The 16,633-nt window shown below is 71.8% G+C and carries 12 protein-coding genes and 3 tRNA genes; 5 read left to right on the forward strand and 10 right to left on the reverse strand.

Annotated features, from left to right (window positions below; translation table 11 throughout):
- Positions 1 to 135: 135 nt before the first annotated feature.
- The 6 genes from ettA to ACR9ZK_RS15595 all read right to left on the reverse strand — a co-directional run bounded on the left by ettA (position 136) and on the right by ACR9ZK_RS15595 (position 7,487).
- The gene (ettA, locus tag ACR9ZK_RS15570; RefSeq protein WP_481342862.1) at positions 136 to 1,818 is read right to left on the reverse strand and encodes an energy-dependent translational throttle protein EttA; all 1,683 of its coding nucleotides are present in this window, start codon (positions 1,816 to 1,818) and stop codon (positions 136 to 138) included.
- A gap of 76 nt (positions 1,819 to 1,894) precedes the next feature.
- Positions 1,895 to 2,443, reverse strand: coding sequence for a single-stranded DNA-binding protein (locus ACR9ZK_RS15575; RefSeq protein ID WP_481342864.1), 549 nt, complete (start codon positions 2,441 to 2,443; stop codon positions 1,895 to 1,897).
- 173 nt (positions 2,444 to 2,616) lie between these two features.
- Positions 2,617 to 4,323 carry a GTPase gene (locus ACR9ZK_RS15580; protein ID WP_481342865.1) on the reverse strand — a complete coding sequence of 569 codons (1,707 nt, stop codon included), beginning with the start codon at positions 4,321 to 4,323 and terminating at the stop codon, positions 2,617 to 2,619.
- The gene (locus ACR9ZK_RS15585; protein WP_481342866.1) at positions 4,320 to 6,029 is read right to left on the reverse strand and encodes a dynamin family protein; all 1,710 of its coding nucleotides are present in this window, start codon (positions 6,027 to 6,029) and stop codon (positions 4,320 to 4,322) included. Before ACR9ZK_RS15585 ends, ACR9ZK_RS15580 begins: the two co-directional genes overlap by 4 nt.
- A 168-nt stretch (positions 6,030 to 6,197) precedes the next feature.
- Positions 6,198 to 6,270 (reverse strand) — tRNA-Arg (locus tag ACR9ZK_RS15590).
- A gap of 56 nt (positions 6,271 to 6,326) precedes the next feature.
- Complete coding sequence (locus ACR9ZK_RS15595) at positions 6,327 to 7,487, reverse strand: PrsW family intramembrane metalloprotease (protein WP_481342867.1); 1,161 nt, start codon at positions 7,485 to 7,487, stop codon at positions 6,327 to 6,329.
- Positions 7,488 to 7,630: 143 nt separating this feature from the next.
- Here ACR9ZK_RS15595 and orn point away from each other — a divergent pair, with 143 nt between their 5' ends.
- Both orn and ACR9ZK_RS15605 read left to right on the forward strand, forming a co-directional pair.
- Positions 7,631 to 8,197, forward strand: coding sequence for an oligoribonuclease (gene orn, locus ACR9ZK_RS15600; protein ID WP_481342876.1), 567 nt, complete (start codon positions 7,631 to 7,633; stop codon positions 8,195 to 8,197).
- A 122-nt stretch (positions 8,198 to 8,319) separates the two neighbouring features.
- A tRNA-His gene (locus tag ACR9ZK_RS15605) sits at positions 8,320 to 8,392 on the forward strand.
- 83 nt (positions 8,393 to 8,475) lie between these two features.
- Here ACR9ZK_RS15605 and ACR9ZK_RS15610 read toward each other — a convergent pair.
- A complete protein-coding gene (locus ACR9ZK_RS15610) occupies positions 8,476 to 8,928 on the reverse strand; it encodes a hypothetical protein (protein ID WP_481342868.1) in 453 nt (150 codons plus the stop codon).
- A complete protein-coding gene (locus tag ACR9ZK_RS15615) occupies positions 8,925 to 10,403 on the reverse strand; it encodes a right-handed parallel beta-helix repeat-containing protein (RefSeq protein ID WP_481342869.1) in 1,479 nt (492 codons plus the stop codon). The genes ACR9ZK_RS15610 and ACR9ZK_RS15615 overlap by 4 nt, the downstream gene beginning before the upstream one ends.
- Positions 10,404 to 10,735: 332 nt before the next feature.
- Between ACR9ZK_RS15615 and ACR9ZK_RS15620 the strand changes: the two genes are divergently transcribed.
- The gene (locus ACR9ZK_RS15620; protein WP_481342870.1) at positions 10,736 to 11,116 is read left to right on the forward strand and encodes a YciI family protein; all 381 of its coding nucleotides are present in this window, start codon (positions 10,736 to 10,738) and stop codon (positions 11,114 to 11,116) included.
- 56 nt (positions 11,117 to 11,172) lie between these two features.
- Entirely contained in the window at positions 11,173 to 12,423 is a 1,251-nt protein-coding gene (locus ACR9ZK_RS15625; protein WP_481342872.1) for an RNA polymerase sigma factor, read from the forward strand.
- Positions 12,424 to 12,532: 109 nt separating this feature from the next.
- On the opposite strand, the gene ppsA is transcribed toward ACR9ZK_RS15625, so the two are convergent.
- Positions 12,533 to 14,935, reverse strand: coding sequence for a phosphoenolpyruvate synthase (gene ppsA / locus ACR9ZK_RS15630; RefSeq protein ID WP_481342874.1), 2,403 nt, complete (start codon positions 14,933 to 14,935; stop codon positions 12,533 to 12,535).
- Between the two features lie 89 nt (positions 14,936 to 15,024).
- Entirely contained in the window at positions 15,025 to 15,882 is an 858-nt protein-coding gene (locus ACR9ZK_RS15635; RefSeq protein ID WP_481342875.1) for a pyruvate, water dikinase regulatory protein, read from the reverse strand.
- Between the two features lie 213 nt (positions 15,883 to 16,095).
- Here ACR9ZK_RS15635 and ACR9ZK_RS15640 point away from each other — a divergent pair.
- Positions 16,096 to 16,171, forward strand: a tRNA-Lys gene (locus ACR9ZK_RS15640).
- Positions 16,172 to 16,633: the final 462 nt, after the last annotated feature.

Below are 16,633 nucleotides of genomic sequence, written 5' to 3' on the forward strand. Positions count from 1 at the left end.
CTCGTCAGCGGTGGCGTCATCGTCGTGGTCGCGGCCCTGCTCTACCTCGTGTTCCGACGCAAGGGGTGGATCTAGGGACGGCCACCGCGTCAGAACTCTGACGCGATGGCCGTCGCCGTCGTGCGGGCGCGCAGGTCAGTCGCGCGTCAGCTTGCGGTAGGTGACCCGGTGGGGACGAGCCGCCTCGGGACCGAGGCGCTCGACCTTGTTGGCCTCGTAGGACTCGAAGTTGCCCTCGAACCAGTACCACCGCGCCGGGTCGTCCTCGGTGCCCTCGTAGGCGAGGATGTGCGTCGCGACCCGGTCGAGGAACCACCGGTCGTGGGAGATGACGACGGCGCAGCCCGGGAAGTCGAGCAGCGCGTTCTCGAGCGAGCCGAGGGTCTCGACGTCGAGGTCGTTCGTCGGCTCGTCGAGCAGGAGCAGGTTGCCGCCCTGCTTGAGCGTGAGCGCGAGGTTGAGGCGGTTGCGCTCGCCACCGGACAGGACGCCCGAGAGCTTCTGCTGGTCCGGGCCCTTGAAGCCGAACTGCGACACGTAGGCGCGCGACGGGATCTCGACCTGGCCGACCTTGATGTGGTCGAGGCCGTCGGAGACGATCTCCCACAGGTTCTTCTTCGGGTCCAGGCCCTCGCGGCCCTGGTCGACGTAGGAGATCTTCACGGTCTCGCCGATCTTGACCTCGCCGGCATCGGGCTGCTCGAACCCGACGATGGTCTTGAAGAGCGTCGACTTGCCGACGCCGTTGGGACCGATGACGCCGACGATGCCGTTGCGCGGCAGCGAGAAGGACAGGTTGTCGATGAGGACGCGGTCGCCGAAGCCCTTCCTCAGGTTGTTCACCTCGATGACCGTCGAGCCCAGGCGCGGGCCCGGCGGGATCTGGATCTCCTCGAAGTCGAGCTTGCGGGTGCGCTCGGCCTCGGCCGCCATCTCCTCGTAGCGGGCCAGGCGGGCCTTGGACTTGGCCTGGCGACCCTTGGCGTTGCTGCGGACCCACTCGAGCTCCTGCTTGAGGCGCTTCTGCAGCTTCTGGTCCTTCTTGCCCTGGACCTGGAGGCGCTCGGACTTCTTCTCGAGGTAGGTCGAGTAGTTGCCCTCGTAGGGGTAGAGCCGGCCGCGGTCCACTTCGGCGATCCACTGGGCGACGTTGTCGAGGAAGTAGCGGTCGTGGGTGACCGCGATGACGGCGCCCGGGTAGGACTCGAGGTGCTGCTCGAGCCACTGCACCGACTCGGCGTCGAGGTGGTTGGTCGGCTCGTCGAGCAGCAGCAGGTCCGGCTTCTGGAGCAGCAGCTTGCACAGGGCGACACGGCGGCGCTCGCCACCGGACAGGTTGGTGACCGCGGCGTCCGGCGGCGGGCAGCGCAGCGCGTCCATGGCCTGCTCGAGCTGGGAGTCGAGGTCCCAGGCGTCGGCGTGGTCGATGTCCTCCTGCAGCTTGCCCATCTCGGCGAGCAGCGCGTCGTAGTCGGCGTCGGGGTCGGCCATCTCGGCGGAGATCTCGTTGTAGCGGTCGAGCTTGGCCTTGATCTCGCCGGCGCCCTCCTCGACGTTGCCGAGGACCGTCTTGTCCTCGTTGAGGGGCGGCTCCTGCAGGAGGATGCCGACCGTCGCACCGTTGGCGAGACGGGCCTCGCCGTTGCTGGGCTGGTCGAGTCCGGCCATGATCTTGAGGATCGTCGACTTGCCCGCACCGTTCGGACCGACCATGCCGATCTTCGCGCCGGGATAGAACGACATCGAGACGTCGTCGAGGATGACCTTCTCGTTGTGCGCCTTGCGCGCACGGGTCATGGTGTAGATGTACTCGGCCATGCGCAGAAGGCTATCTGCCGCACCGCGCACGACCGAATCGGTGCCGCCCGGGTGACGGCACCCCGCCGGCGCGTGCTCAGGCAGGCACCTGCTCGACGTCGTAGTCGTCGGTCTCGGGGTCACCGAGCAGCGAGGACCCTGCCTCGAGCTCACCGGTCACGACGCCGTTCTCGTCGACGCCGGCCGGACGCTCCTCACCGGACAGCTGCTCGAGCGCGCCACGCACGTCCGGGTCGGAGGTGCGGTCCTGGCCCAGAGCCGCCGCCCGGCTCACCCGCTCGAAGACGGCCCGGCCCCACCCGAGGTCGTGCCCGATGTGGTCGGCGTCGATCTCGGTCGCCGTGCGCTGCTGCCCGTCGGCTCCGACGTACTGCTTGACGGAGACGTTGCCCTCGACGATGACCGGCTGTCCCTTGCGCAGGGAGGCGGCCGCGTTGGCGGCGAGCGCGTTGAAGGCGATGACGGAGTAGAAGCTCGTGTCGAGGTCGGCGAACTTGCCGTCGGCCGTCCGGCGGAACGGTGTCGTGGCGATGCGGAAGGTCGTGAAGACGTTGCCGTTGCGGCCCTGTCGCTCGACAGGGTCGCTGACGACGTTGCCGTGGACGGTGATGCGGGTCTCGTTCATGGGCCTGCTCCCTGCTCGGTCCGGCCACGGGGCCGGCTCGTTGACGGCGGGCGGCGGCTTGCCACCCGCGACCACCGTGCCGCGAACCGGTCGACCGCGCCGAGCCCCGAGCATCGGCCTGTGGACGAACACCACTGCGGGACAGGGGGTGTGGACGAGCAACCCTCGGGTCGTCAGCGGGCGGCGGCGTCGAGCTGCTCGCGGGTCTCGCGGTGCCGGGCGAGCACCTGGTCGACCGGGACGAGGACCCGGTCGTCCGCGACGGCCGCGACGGCCTCGGTCAGGCGCGCCGCGACGATCCGGCGGCGACGGCGCGCGCCGACCTGCGCCCACGCCCTCGAGGCCGCACCGAGCACGAGCCCGAGGACGACCCCGCCGACGAGCAGCACGAGCGGCAGCGGGAGCACCCACCACGTCGGCGCCTCGGGCCGGGGCAGCTGGAGCAGGCCCATGACCCAGAGCACGAGGTACCACACGAGCCCGGCGACGGCGCCGATCCCGAGCATCCACTGCAGGACGTCGACGAGGAACCACCACGCCGGGCGGCGGCCCCGCAGCGGAGTGTCGAGCAGGGCCCGGTCGAGGGCGTCGGCGAGGCCGTCCTCGCCCTGCCGGACCGCGTCCTCGGCGGCGGTGGCCCAGCGGACGGGCAGCTCGGCGGTGGCGTCGCGGACGAAGGATCGCGTCGCGAGGTCGACCGCCGAGACGGCGGCAGCGGTGGGGGCGGGGACCGAGGACCGGCCGAGCACGGCGCGCACGTCCTCGCCGCCGATCTCGACGGGGATCGGGCGCGCGCCGGCCCGGTCGAGGCGCAACCGGCGGATGGGGTCGGGCGTCAGGGACCGGCTCCACCGTGCGAAGAGCCACGCCGTGTGCCCGAAGGCCTCGCGGCGGTGGTCCCGCTCGACGGCGTCGAGGACCACGGGCACGCCCGCGGCCCTCGCGAGGGAGGCGTCGAGGCCGGCACGCGGGAGGCGGCCCACGTCGGGCTCGCGCTCGGCGACGCCCCGGCGCAGGGTGGTGGCCGCCGCGACGACGTCGGCGCTCAGGCGCTGGCGCGCGGCCGCGTGGCCGGCGACGGCGTTGGCGATGCGCTGCCTGAGCTCGGGCAGGCCCTGGCCGGTGACCGTCGAGGTGGCAAGGACGGTGGGGCGCCGGACGCCGTCGGCCTCGAGCAGCCTGGCGAGGTCGGTCGCCAGCGTCGCGGTCGCTCCTTCGGGCAGCCGGTCGACCTGGTTGAGCACCCCGAGGGTCACCGCGCCGTGGTGCGACAGGTGCGCGACGAACTCGTCGTGCAGCCGGGCGTCGGCGTACTTCTGCGGGTCTGTCACCCAGACGAACACGTCGACGAGGTCGAGGATCCGCTCGGCCTCCTGCCGGTGGGCCTGCTCGCGCGAGTCGAAGTCGGGCAGGTCGAGCAGGACGAGCCCGTTCAGCGACCCGAGCGACGCGAGCGACCCGAGCGACCCGAGCGACCCGGAGGCCTCGGCCTCCGCCGTGGCACCGACGCCGTGACGGGCCTTGACCCCGAGCCAGTCGAGCAGGCGGGTGGCGTCGGCATCGCCCCAGATGGCCGCGGTCGGCGCCGAGGTCGTCGGCCGCCGGGCGCCGATGGTCGCGACGTCGGCGCCGACGAGCGCGTTGAAGAGGGATGACTTGCCACTGCCGGTGGCGCCGGCGAGGGCGACGACCGTGTGGTCGCCACCGATGCCGGAGCGTTCGACGGCGCGGTCCACGACGTGCCGGGCCCGGTCGGCGTCGGTGCGGTCGAGCTGGTCACCGCCGGCGAGGATGGCCTTCGACAGGGCCGTGGTCCGCGCGGCGAGCTCGGTGGCGCTGACGCGGGTGCCCTGGGCGCGGCCCATGCGGATCGGGCTCATCGGGCGTCCTGCACCGCTGCAGCGGCCTTCCGGAGTGCGGTCGCGTGGTCGGGGTCGAGCTGCACGGTGCTGACGGCTCCTTCGAAACGGGTCTGCTCGGCGGCGTACAGCGACTCGACGCGCTCGACGAGCTGCTCCCTCGCCTTGCGGGCGAGGTCGCGCACCGCCTGGTCGCCGAAGACGGCCTCGAGCAGCTTCTGGCCGACGACGGCGGTCCCACCGGCGATGCCGAACTCGGCCCCGGTGATCCCGGCCGTGCTGGCGAAGGTCACGAGCATGAGCACGACCCCCAGCCCGTTGACGCCGTAGGCGAGGATCCGCGCGGTGGTGCGCCGGTCGCGGCCCTCGTTGCGCACCATGGTGAGGATGTCGCCCTGCCAGTCGCGCACGAGCCGGGCGATGCGCTCGTCGACGTCGGGTGCCGAGCGCTCGAGCCCCGGGTGCGAGGCGAGCAGCTGTGCACCGCCGGGCAGTCCGCGCCACGCGCGCGTGGTCGTCGTGGCGGCCACCTCGGCGCGATCGGCGACGAGCGCCGCGACGCCCGACTGGAGCGCGTCGCCCAGCTCGTCCGCCTTGGCCGGACCGCCCTTGAGGAACGCGGCGAAGCGGTCGCGGACGCGCGACACGGTGGACTCGACCTGGCGGAAGAACTCGCCCGTGCCGACGAACTCCTGCCAGCGGGCGAGGACCTCGCCCCGCAGCAGGCTGCCGTCCGTGACACCGTCGCGCACCGACTCGACGGCGAGCCCGTAGGCGCTCGACGCCGCCGCGACGAGGGTCTGCCCGGCGTCGCGCTGCTCGTCGAGGGCCGCGACGACGGAGTCGACGCGGGCGGTCAGCACGTCGAGCGCGCCGTTCAGGGTCTGGCGGACGACGGCGGCCCGGGACTGTGCGTCGCCGGCGAGCGCGGCGAGCCAGCCCTTGACCCGTTCGGTCTGGTCCTCGGGAAGCAGGCCGTCGCGCAGCGGCGACTCGACGATGGTGAAGATCGGCGCGCCACCGAGGCCCTGCTCGCGCAGCATCGAGGCCAGGTGGGTGCGGATGTCGTCGACGGCCTCGCGGGCGACGCGGTCGAGGACGATCGCGACGGACGCCCCGCGCTCGGACGCCTCGCGCAGCAGGGCCCACGGCACGGCGTCGGCGTAGCGCGCGGCGGTCGTGACGAAGATCCAGAGGTCGGCGGCGGCCAGCAGCTGGGTCGCGAGGTCGCGGTTGGCCTCGACGACGCTGTCGACGTCGGGCGCGTCGATGACGGCAAGGCCCGCGGTGACCGCGTCGGTGGGGACGAGCCGCAGCGCCCCCGGACCGTCGGAGGCGTTGTGCCGGCCGGTGATCCGCGCGAGGCTCGGCAGGATGCGCGGCCCGGCGAACCACCGCTCGTCGTCAGGATGGTGCACGAGGACGGGCGAGCGGGTCGTGGGACGCAGGATCCCCGGGAGGGTCACCTCCTTGCCGACGAGCGAGTTGACGAGCGTCGACTTGCCGGCTCCGGTCGACCCGCCGACCACGGCGAGTAGCGGCGCGTCGAGGGAGGCGACCCTCGGGATGACGTAGTCGTCGAGCTGGGCGAGGAGACGCCGGCGCGTCAGCCGCGCAGCGTCGGCGCCCGGAAGCTCGAGCGGGAAGGTGACGTCGTCCAGGGCAGCACGCAACGCGCCCACCGCCGAAAGAAGGCGGGCATCACCCACCCCTGACTCACCTGCCACGTCCCAATCCTCCCGTGTCACGCCACCACATCCAAACCGGACGAACGGCGTGTTCCGGACGCGCGGTCGATCCCTTGTCGACGCCGCAGGCCGAGCCGACCGAGTCGACCGAGCCGACCGAGTCGACCGAGCCGGCCGAGCCGACCGCCGAGGACCCTGCGGGGTCCGCGCCCCCGGCAGGACTCGAACCTGCGACCAAGAGATTAGAAGGCTCTTGCTCTATCCGCTGAGCTACAGGGGCACTGCCCTTGCGGGCGCCGTCCAATGATAGGCATCCGGACGCGAGAGCCCGATCGCTCAGGTGACCGGTGAGCCGACGAAGGCGCGGCGATGGGCGGTGATCGCCTCGAGGAGGACGAGCTCGCGTCGCTGGGCATCGGCCTCTGCCGTGCCGTGGACGAGCCGCGACCGCAGCAGGGCGAGGTCGCTCGCGCTGTCCTGGAACGCCTCCATCGACCGCTTTGCGGGACGGCCGCCGCTGCGACGGGCCCACTGCCGGGCGGCCCGGCGCAGCCGCAGCTGGGACAGCATCGTCACCTCGGCGTGGGTCAGCCAGCCGGCGTCGGCGTACGGGGACAGGTACTGGCCGATGAGCCGGCCCTCTCGGCGGCGCAGCCACACGAGGAAGCCGACGAAGGCGAGGAAGAGCGGCACCTGGTAGGTCGCGTAGGCCTCGAAGAACCCGTCCATGCCGGCGAGCGCCGACAGGTTCCACAACCCGTGCAGGACCATGGCGCAGACCCAGCCGACGACGACGGCGACGACCCGCGTGGCCGGACGCCGGGCCGACACCGCGATCCCGATGCCGATGCCGGTGAGCGAGGTGAACAGCGGGTGCCCGAACGGCCCCATGAGGCCACGGACGAGGAACGTCGCCGTCAGGCCCTCGTTGCCGTACTCGTCGTAGGCCTGGCCGAGGTAGAGGATGTTCTCGCTGAAGGCGAAGCCGGCGCCGATGAGCCCGGCGTAGACGATGCCGTCGACGATCCCGTCGAACTCCCTGCGCCGCAGCAGGTAGACGAGCAGGACGCCGAGGCCCTTGAGGGTCTCCTCGGTGACCGGTGCGAGGTAGACGGCACCGGTGGCGAGCGGGTCGGTCCAGCGCGCCTCGACGAGGATCTTCAGGCCGAACGTGTTGAGGAAGAAGGCACCGACGACCGCCACGAGCGCGCCCCAGAGGAACGCGGACACCTGGTAGCGCACCGGCTCGGCCTCGTAGCGGTCGAGCCAGAGGTAGGTCGGGACGATGACGAACAGCGGGATGATCGCCGTGAGCGCCGACGTGATGATGACCTGGGCGGTGAGCCGTTGGCCGAGGATGCCCACGAGGACGAGCAGGCAGACGAGGAACACCGAGCCCACGACGCCGACGGTCAGCAGCGAGCGCAGCACCGGGCGCCGCGTCGGGTTGCGTGCCGGGCTCCACTGCGGCCCCGTCGTGACGTCCCCTGAGGTCATGGCGGAAGGCTAGTGCAGCGGCGACCGTGGCAGCCGTGCCGCGTGCACCGCCGTGGGCCTGGGCGGCGAGCCTCTATGGTGGTCCGGTGAGCGAGACCAACCACCGTGCCATCGCGGACCGCATCATCTGGGTCGACTGCGAGATGACCGGGCTGTCCCTCCAGTCCGACGCCCTCATCGAGGTGGCGGCCCTCGTCACGGACTTCGAGCTGAACCAGCTGGGCGAGGGCGTCGACGTCGTCATCCGTCCCCCGGACGAGGCCCTGGAGCAGATGGACGACTTCGTGCGCGACATGCACACGACGTCCGGGCTCATCGAGGAGCTCGACCGGGGCGTGACGGTGCGCGAGGCCGAGACCGTCGTCCTCGACTACGTGCGCACCTTCGTCCCCGAGCCGCGCAAGGCCCCGCTCGGCGGGAACACCGTGGCCACCGACCGCGGCTTCCTCGCGCGCGACATGCCCGTGCTGGAGCAGTACATGCACTACCGCATCATCGACGTCAGCTCGATCAAGGAGCTGTCCCGACGCTGGTACCCGCGCGTCTACTTCAACGCGCCGAAGAAGTCCGGCGGCCACCGAGCCCTCGCCGACATCCGCGAGTCCATCGCCGAGCTGCGCTACTACCGCGAGGCGGTCTTCGTGCCCCAGCCGGGGCCCGACAGCGCCACCGCCAAGGCACTCGCGCAGCCCCACGTCATCCAGCACTGACCGTCCCGCGAGCGGGCCCGGGACTGCCGACCGGGTGGTCACGAGCACCCTTTGGGGCCGTGTACGATTGGCGTCGCTGTCCCACGACGCCGAGCCTCCGGGCCCGGCTCGTGGCATGCATGGTGGGTGTAGCTCAGCTGGTAGAGCACCTGGTTGTGGTCCAGGTGGTCGCGGGTTCAAGTCCCGTCACTCACCCCGGCCAGAGGGCCCCGCACCGTCGGTGCGGGGCCTTCGCCATGTCGTCGCCGTGTCGTCGCTGTGTCGTCACGGCCTCGCCGTCACCGCCCGCAGAGGAGCCGCGCCGCGACGAGGTCGCCGTGGATCATCAGGCCGATGTCGGTGCGGCGCCCGTGCGACTCGCTCGATGCCGTCGTCACGGCGACGCGGTAGGCCGCGAGGTCGTCGGCGAGGTTCTGCGCCACCTCGCGGACGTCGTCCGACGCCGTCGACCGCGCCACGCCGAGCGCCCGGCCCCGCGCGGCGTCGACCGTGCCAGCCGTACCCGTCGACGAGGCGGTGGCGGCGGCAGCCACGACGGCGCCCATGGCGGCGCAGTCGGTGGCGGACGGGCCGGCCACGCGCGACGCCGAGGTGCTGCCGACCGGCCCGGCACCACCGGCCTCGCGGGAGGCGCCGTTGGCGACGACGGCGCTGCCCAGGGCCAGCCCGGTCGCGAGGAGGACTCCGGTCAGGTGGCGCCGCCGACGGACGGCGCTCGTGGTCGGGCTCATGGGGTCACCCCGTTCTGGGTCGCGGGCTGGTACTCGTACGCGCCCCGGTCGTCGTAGGTGCGCACGCCGACGCCCGTGTCGACGGTGGCCGGGTCGTCGACCCGGGGGCGCGAGGCCGCGTCGGTCGTCGGTTGGCCGGGAGCGCCGGAGTTCGCCGAGTCGATGGCGGGCGAACCGGGCTGGAGCGTGAAGTCACCGCCGGCGGGGTTGGTCAGGCCCGGGGCGGCCTGCAGCCCCCGCGGCTCCTGACCGCTCGCGGCCTGGAAGGCGGCCAGCGAGGTGTAGGAGGTCGAGCCCCACACCATCATCGTGCCGGCCACGCTGAGGTTGACGAGGTCGAAGTCGACGCTCGTCCCGAGCTGGGAGGTGGCATCGACACGGATGTTGCCCCTCGTCCTCGGACACTTCACCGTCCCACCGGCGCCGTCCGGGCACCCGATCGCGTTGTCGACGGCGACGTTGTCGGCGATCGTGAAGCCGCTGGCCGTGCCGGACGGGACGCCCTCGAGGTTGATGCCGGCGCTGACGTTCCCGTAGACGGTGTTGCCGACGATCGAGCTGCCGGTGACGCCGTAGTTGTCGATGCCGTGGTCGCCGGTGATGCAGCCGGCGGTGTTGCCGGTCGGCGGGGCGCTGCAGTTGGACATCGACGCGGTGCTGAAACCCATGTTGTGGTAGCTGACGTTGTCGACGATCGTGTTGCCGTCACCGCCCGGGTAGGACTGGATGCCGGAGTCCTCGTTGTCGTGGACGCGGTTGCCGCTGACCACGTTGCCCCCAGAACGCAGGTCGATCCCGACGGCGTTGCGCACGTAGCCGTAGGCGTTCCAGGAGATCTCGTTGCCCGTGAGCTGGTTGCCGGTCGAGCCGTTCGTCACGAAGATCCCCGACGCGGAGTTGTCGGTCACGAGGTTGCCGCTGACGACGGACCCGGTCATCGAGTTGAGGTACATGCCGTACGCCGTGTACCCCTGGACCCGCTGCCCGGACCTCTTGACGGTGTTGCCCGACAGCGTCAGGCCCGTGGCGTTGTAGACGTAGACGGCGTCCTTGCTCGTGTCCTGCATGGTGAAGCCGGACACCGTGAGCCAGCTCTGGTTGCTGATCGTGAAGGCGTGCTTGGGCCCCGAGATGGTCACCGTGGCTCCCGCCGCCGGGCGGAAGGTGATGGGTGACCCCTGGACGCCGGAGTGCCAGGGGAAGACCTCGTCGGTGTACGTGCCGGTCGACACGAGCACGGTCTGCCCCGCGACCGCGACCTTGGCGGCCTTGGCGATGGTGCAGTAGGGGACGGTCGCGGTGCCGGACCCCGTGTCCGAGCAGCCCGCCCCCCCGACGTAGAGGTAGGTCGCGGCTCCGTCGGCGGCGCCGAGCGGTACGGCGGCCAGCCCGAGGGCCGCGACGAGGACGCCCGCCCCGAGCGCCGCCCGGTGCCGTCGGGACGATCCGTGCCTGAGTGTCTCCGAACGTGTCATCGCGGATCCCTGCCTCCGTCCCGCGTCCTGCTCCCCTGTCCTCCCAGTGTCGCTGCTGGTCGCGTCGGACACTCGTCCACGGGCTGGAGCACGCTCTACGTCAGATGGCGTACTCCGCTGCGACCGGCGTTCGCGCACCCGCCGGGGCTCGGCCCCCCGGCCCGGCCCCTGGGGGGTCGGCTCGGGCGGCGCGACACGCGACATCTCGCGCGATCTTCCGGGATGGTGTCGTATCGGGGCACCGGCCTTCGTGGAACCGGTGAGCGGTGGCCGCCGTGCCGCCGAAGAGGACCCCGGACGGGTCCTCGTCCGGACCGAGAGGAGTGGAAGCCATGACGGAGTACCTCATCGCCTTCAACGACGAGTGGGTGCAGGAGCACACCGAGGACGAGATCAGGGCCAAGGGGGTCGCCAGCAGGGCCGTGGTGCGCGAGATGCAGGAGCAGGGTGTGCTCATCTTCACCAACGGCGGCCTCGACGCCGACACCGCGATCTGCAGCGTCGTGGCGCACGAGGGTCGACCCGTGTTCACCGACGGCCCGTTCGCCGAGACGAAGGAGCACCTCGGCGGCTTCTGCGTCGTCGACGTGCCCGACGACGAGACGGCGCGCTACTGGGCCGGACGCCTGGCCGTGGCCCTCGACTGGCCGCAGGAGGTCCACCGCTTCCGCGGTGCCGGCATGGCCCGCACCGAGCCCGCGCAGCGGGCCTGAGCGGTGGCGCGCCGGCGCGGAGTCCCTCGAGACGCTCGTGGGGCGCTGACGGAGCGGTGACCGACGCGACCGCCGACGCAGCCCGGGCGCTCACCCGGGCCCACCACGAGGAGTGGGCCCGGGTGGTGGCCGGCCTGGCCCGGCGCTTCGGCGACCTCGACGTCGCCGAGGAGGCCGCCGCCGAGGCGTTCGCGAGGGCGGCGGAACGGTGGCCGTGCGACGGTGTGCCGCCCAACCCCGGCGGCTGGATCACCACCACCGCCACCCGAAGGGCGATCGACCGGATCCGTCGCGAGTCCCGACGCTCCACCAGGCACCAGGCGGCCCACATGCTCCACGACGACTCACCTGCCGAGCCGACCGGTCCCGTCGAGGACGACCGGCTCCGGCTGTTCTTCACCTGCTGTCATCCCGCGCTGTCGGTGGAGGCCCGGGTGGCACTCACCCTGCGGCTGCTCGGCGGCCTCACGGTCGGCGAGATCTCCCGGGCCTTCCTCGTGCCCGAGACGACGATGGCGCGGCGGATCACTCGCGCCAAGGCCAAGATCGCCGCAGCCCACATCCCCTTCCGCGTCCCGTCGGCCGCCGACGTCCGCGACCGGCTCGACGACGTGCTCGCGGTCGTCTACCTCGTCTTCAACGAGGGCTACCTCACCGGCGAGGGCGAGGACCCGGTCCGCGTCGACCTCATCGACGAGGCGATCCGCCTCGGCCGCCTGCTCCGTGCGCTCCTGCCGGACGACGGCGAGGTCGCCGGCCTGCTCGCCCTCATGCTCCTCACCGACGCCCGACGGTCGGCGCGCGTGTCGGCCACCGGCGAGCTGGTCACCCTCGACGAGCAGGACCGGGGCACGTGGGACCGGGCCCTCATCGCCGAGGGCGACGCCCTGGTCCGCGAGCGGCTCGAGGTCGTGGCGGCCGGCGGCGAGCGGCCGGGGCGGTACCAGCTGCTGGCGGCGATCAGCAAGGTGCACACCGACGCTCCCTCCGCGCGCGACACGCAGTGGTCCCACGTCGTCGCCCTCTACGGGGCGCTGGCGGCCCTCGACCCCTCGCCGGTCGTGCGGCTCAACCGGGCGGTCGCGGTGGCCGAGGTCGAGGGCCCGGCGCTGGGGTTGGCCGAGGTCGACCGCCTCGCCGAGGTCCTCGACCGCTACCACGCGTTCCACGCCGCGCGCGCCGACCTGCTGCGCCGGCTCGGCCGCGTCGACGAGGCGCGCGCAGCCTACGACCGGGCCATCGGGCTCACCGGCAACCCGGCCGAGCGCGCCTACCTCGCCCGCCGCCGCGACCGGCTGGCCGGTTGAGGTGCCGGCGGGCTCGGCCGAGCCGCGCCCACGCCCACCCCACGCCCAGGCCCGACGAGGCTCGACCGGGCTCCGCCGAGCCCGGTCGAGCCTCACCGAACGCACTGGGTCAGCGCCGGCCGGCGGTCTCCTTGCGGTGCTGGGCCAGACGCAGCCAGGTCTCCACGACGGTGTCGGGGTTGAGCGACATCGTCTCGATGCCCTGGTCGAGCAGCCACTCGGCCAGGTCCGGATGGTCGCTCGGGCCCTGCCCGCAGATGCCGACGTACTTGCCGCGCTCGCGGCACGCCGTGATCGCCATGGCGAGCATCTTGCGGACGGCGGGGTCGCGTTCGTCGAAGGACCCGGCGACGAGCGAGGAGTCCCGGTCCAGGCCGAGGGTCAGCTGCGTCATGTCGTTCGAGCCGATGGAGAACCCGTCGAAGTGGTCGAGGAACTCGTCGGCGTTGACGGCGTTGCTCGGCACCTCGCACATCATGACGACCTGCAGGTCGTTCTCGCCGCGAACCAGGCCGTGCGAGGCGAGCAGGTCGATGACGCCCTTCCCCTCGGTGACCGTGCGCACGAACGGGATCATGATCTTGACGTTGGTCAGGCCCATCTCGTCACGCACGTACTTGAGGGCCTCGCACTCCATCGCGAAGCACTCGGCGAAGTCGGCCGACAGGTACCGCGCGGCGCCGCGGTAGCCGATCATCGGGTTCTCCTCGTGCGGCTCGTACCGCTCGCCCCCCAGCAGCCCCGCGTACTCGTTCGACTTGAAGTCGGACATCCGCACGATGACCGGCTCAGGCGCGAAGGCCGCAGCGATGGTCGCGACCCCCTCCGCGACCCGCTGGACGAAGAACTCGCGCGGCCCGGCGTAGGCCGCGATCTGGGCCTCGATCTCGGAGCGCACCCCCGGCTCCTGGTCGTCGAGCTCGAGCAGCGCCCGGGGGTGGATGCCGATCTGCCGGTTGATGATGAACTCGAGACGGGCCAGCCCGACGCCGTGGTTGGGCAGGCGCGCGAACTCGAAGGCCTGCTCGGGCGTGCCGACGTTCATCATCAGCTTGACGGGCAGGTCCGGCATGTCGTCGAGTGCGGTCTCGGTGACGGTGAACTCGCGCAGCCCGTCGTAGACGAACCCGGTGTCGCCCTCGGCGCAGGACACCGTCACCTCGCGGCCGTCGGCGAGGTCCGTGGTCGCCGAGCCGGTGCCGACGACGGCGGGGATGCCGAGCTCACGGGCGATGATCGCGGCGTGGCACGTGCGCCCACCGCGGTTGGTGACGATGGCGCTGGCGCGCTTCATGATCGGCTCCCAGTCGGGGTCGGTCATGTCGGCCACGAGCACCTCACCGGGCTCGAAGTCGTGCATGGCGTCGATCGAGCTCAGCACGCGCACCGCCCCGGCGCCGATCTTCTGGCCGATGGCGCGGCCCTCGACGACGACCGGCCCACGCTCGTCCATCCGGAACCGGCGCAGCGTCGAGCCGGACTGGCGCGACTGCACGGTCTCGGGGCGGGCCTGCAGGATGTAGAGCCCCCCGTCGATGCCGTCCTTGCCCCACTCGATGTCCATGGGCCGGCCGTAGTGCTCCTCGATGCGCAGCGCGTGCTGTGCGAGCTCGGTGACCTCGTCGTCGGTCAGGGACAGCAGCGGCCGCTGCTCCTCGGGCACCGGGACGAACTCGGTCGTGCGCCCGACGCTCACGTCGGAGGTGTAGACCATCTTCGTGGCCTTGCCACCGACTCCGCGCTTGAGGATCGCGGGGCGCCCGGCCCGCAGCGCCGGCTTGTAGACGTAGAACTCGTCGGGGTTGACCGCGCCCTGCACGACCGCCTCGCCGAGGCCGTAGCTGCTCGTGACGAACACGGCGTCCCGGAAGCCGGACTCGGTGTCCATCGTGAACATGACGCCGGAGGCGCCGATGTCCGAGCGCACCATCCGCTGGACCCCGGCGGACAACGCCACGACCGAGTGGTCGAAGTCGCTGTGGACGCGGTAGGAGATGGCGCGGTCGTTGTAGAGCGAGGCGAACACGAGCTTGATCGCGTGCAGGACGTTGTCGATGCCCCGGACGTTGAGGAACGTCTCCTGCTGGCCGGCGAAGGACGCGTCGGGCAGGTCCTCGGCCGTCGCGCTCGAGCGCACGGCGAAGCTGGGCTCCTCGGCGCCTCCCCCGGCCTGCTCGGCGACGAGCTGGTCGAAGGCGCCCCGGATGTCACGCTCGAGGTCCTCGGGAAAGGACTGGTGCTCCACCATCTCGCGGATGCTTGCACCCACCTCGGCGAGGCGCCGCGTGTCGTCGACGTCGAGGTCGTCGAGGAGGGCGTTGATGCGCTCCGCGAGGCCGTCCTCGGCCAGGAAGCGCCGGTAGGCGTCGGCGGTCGTGGCGAAGCCGTCGGGCACGGACACGCCGGCCTTCGACAGGTGCTGCACCATCTCACCCAGCGAGGCGTTCTTGCCGCCCACCGACTCGACGTCGGACAGGCCGAGGTCGGCGAACCTCACCACGTTCTCGGTCACTGCAGGTCCTTCCGGTTCCGGCCCGCCGGGGCGGGCCTCGTTGTCGTGCATGGTCATTCGCTCTGTGGTTCCGTGGATGGTGCCGGCGGTCAACCGCCGTCGCCGAGACGGCGCGTCTGCATGATGACCGCGGCGATCTCCTCGACCGACATGTTCGAGGAGTTGACGACGGGCACTCGGTGGGCCCGGTACATCGCCTCCGCCCGGCGCAGCTCGTAGCTGCACTGGGCGAGGCTCGCGTACCTCGAGCCGGGGCGCCGCTCACCGCGCACCTGGCTCAGGCGGGCGGCCGTCGACAGGAGGCCGAAGCACTTGCCGGCGTAGGCGCGCACCGGGCGGGGCAGGTCGCTGGACTCGAAGTCCTCCTCGACGAGGGGGTAGTTGGCGACCTTGATGCCGTGCTGCAGGGCGAGGTAGATGGATGTCGGCGTCTTGCCGCATCGTGACGGCGCGATGAGGATGAGGTGGGCCTGCTCGAGGTTGCGCATGCTCTGGCCGTCGTCGTGCTCCATCGCGAACTCGACGGCCCGCATCCGGGCCTCGTAGCGGCCGAGGTCGCCGACGCCGTGCAGGGCTCCGACGTGGTGGGCCGCGTTGACGTGCAGCACCCGCTCCACGGTGGCCAGGTGCGACCCGAAGAGGTCGATGAAGGCGCACCGCGTCTGCTGCAGCTCGGCGCACACCTCCTCGTCGGACACCGTCGAGAACACGAGGGGCGTCACGGTGTCGGTCATCGCGGCGTCGAGCTCGGCGACGACCTCGCGGGCCCGCTCCACCGTGCGGATGAAGGGGATCTTGCGCCTGACGAAACCCACGGTCGGGAACTGCTGCAGCATCATGTTGCCGAGGGTCTCGGCCGAGATGCCGGTGCCCCCGGCGAGGAAGAAGGCCGGCGTGGGTGGGGGGATCGCCCCTGGTGCCGTCGCAGGCGTCGTCGGTGAGGCCACGGGGCCACTGTGGCACAGCGGCGGGGTGAGACCGCCCTGCGCGAGACGATACGGACGCTTTCCGGGTACGCCCGAGCATGGTGGTCGGTGGCGGCGTGACGCACCTCACGGGCAGCGGCCCCGCCGCCGCGGGGGCGTCCGACCCGGCCCTTGATCCGTGCTCAGCGCCGATTTTGTCGGGAACGACTCGCGCTGCTAACGTTTCCCCTCGTTGCGCCGCTAGCTCAATTGGCAGAGCAAGTGACTCTTAATCACTGGGTTCGGGGTTCGAGTCCCTGGCGGCGCACCATGTATGCAGTCAGGAGCCCGGCCCTTTGGGCCGGGCTCTACTGCTGTCCGCGTCAGGGTCCCGCGCAGCCAAAGGCAGGCCCCGGGTGCGCGCCGAACCGCCCACTCCGTAGCGGCGGCTCTTCCGGCGGATGCCTCGACGTCGTCGCGGGCCAAGTGCCGACACCTTCAGCTCGGCCATTGTCTTCCCCAGGATTGCGCTCGTCCTCTCTCGAGGCGCCTACTGATGGACGACGGGCGCTCCGTGCCGCCCGCGTCGCTCGTCACCGCGTGCAGGCGCGGCCCCACGAGGACGGTTCCCCCGGGACGGCTGGCATCTGCCGCGGAGGACGCCATTGACTTCCGCATCGCAGAAGTTACTATCCGCTGGACAGAATCTGCGAGGAGTTGAGTCATGCCTACCCGACCCGCCAGGAACCCCACCGCCTGTCTCTTATACACATCTGACGCTGCCGACGACGGA

Source organism: Monashia sp. HAY1-5C, assembly GCF_056755255.1.

Coding starts and splice junctions, on each gene's coding strand:
- ettA (WP_481342862.1), bottom strand. CDS start 1,818: ATGGCCGAGTACATCTACACCATGACCCGTGCGCGCAAGGCGCACAAC.
- ACR9ZK_RS15575 (WP_481342864.1), bottom strand. CDS start 2,443: ATGAACGAGACCCGCATCACCGTCCACGGCAACGTCGTCAGCGACCCT.
- ACR9ZK_RS15580 (WP_481342865.1), bottom strand. CDS start 4,323: ATGAGCCCGATCCGCATGGGCCGCGCCCAGGGCACCCGCGTCAGCGCC.
- ACR9ZK_RS15595 (WP_481342867.1), bottom strand. CDS start 7,487: ATGACCTCAGGGGACGTCACGACGGGGCCGCAGTGGAGCCCGGCACGC.
- orn (WP_481342876.1), top strand. CDS start 7,631: ATGACCGGGCTGTCCCTCCAGTCCGACGCCCTCATCGAGGTGGCGGCC.
- ACR9ZK_RS15610 (WP_481342868.1), bottom strand. CDS start 8,928: ATGAGCCCGACCACGAGCGCCGTCCGTCGGCGGCGCCACCTGACCGGA.
- ACR9ZK_RS15615 (WP_481342869.1), bottom strand. CDS start 10,403: ATGACACGTTCGGAGACACTCAGGCACGGATCGTCCCGACGGCACCGG.
- ACR9ZK_RS15620 (WP_481342870.1), top strand. CDS start 10,736: ATGACGGAGTACCTCATCGCCTTCAACGACGAGTGGGTGCAGGAGCAC.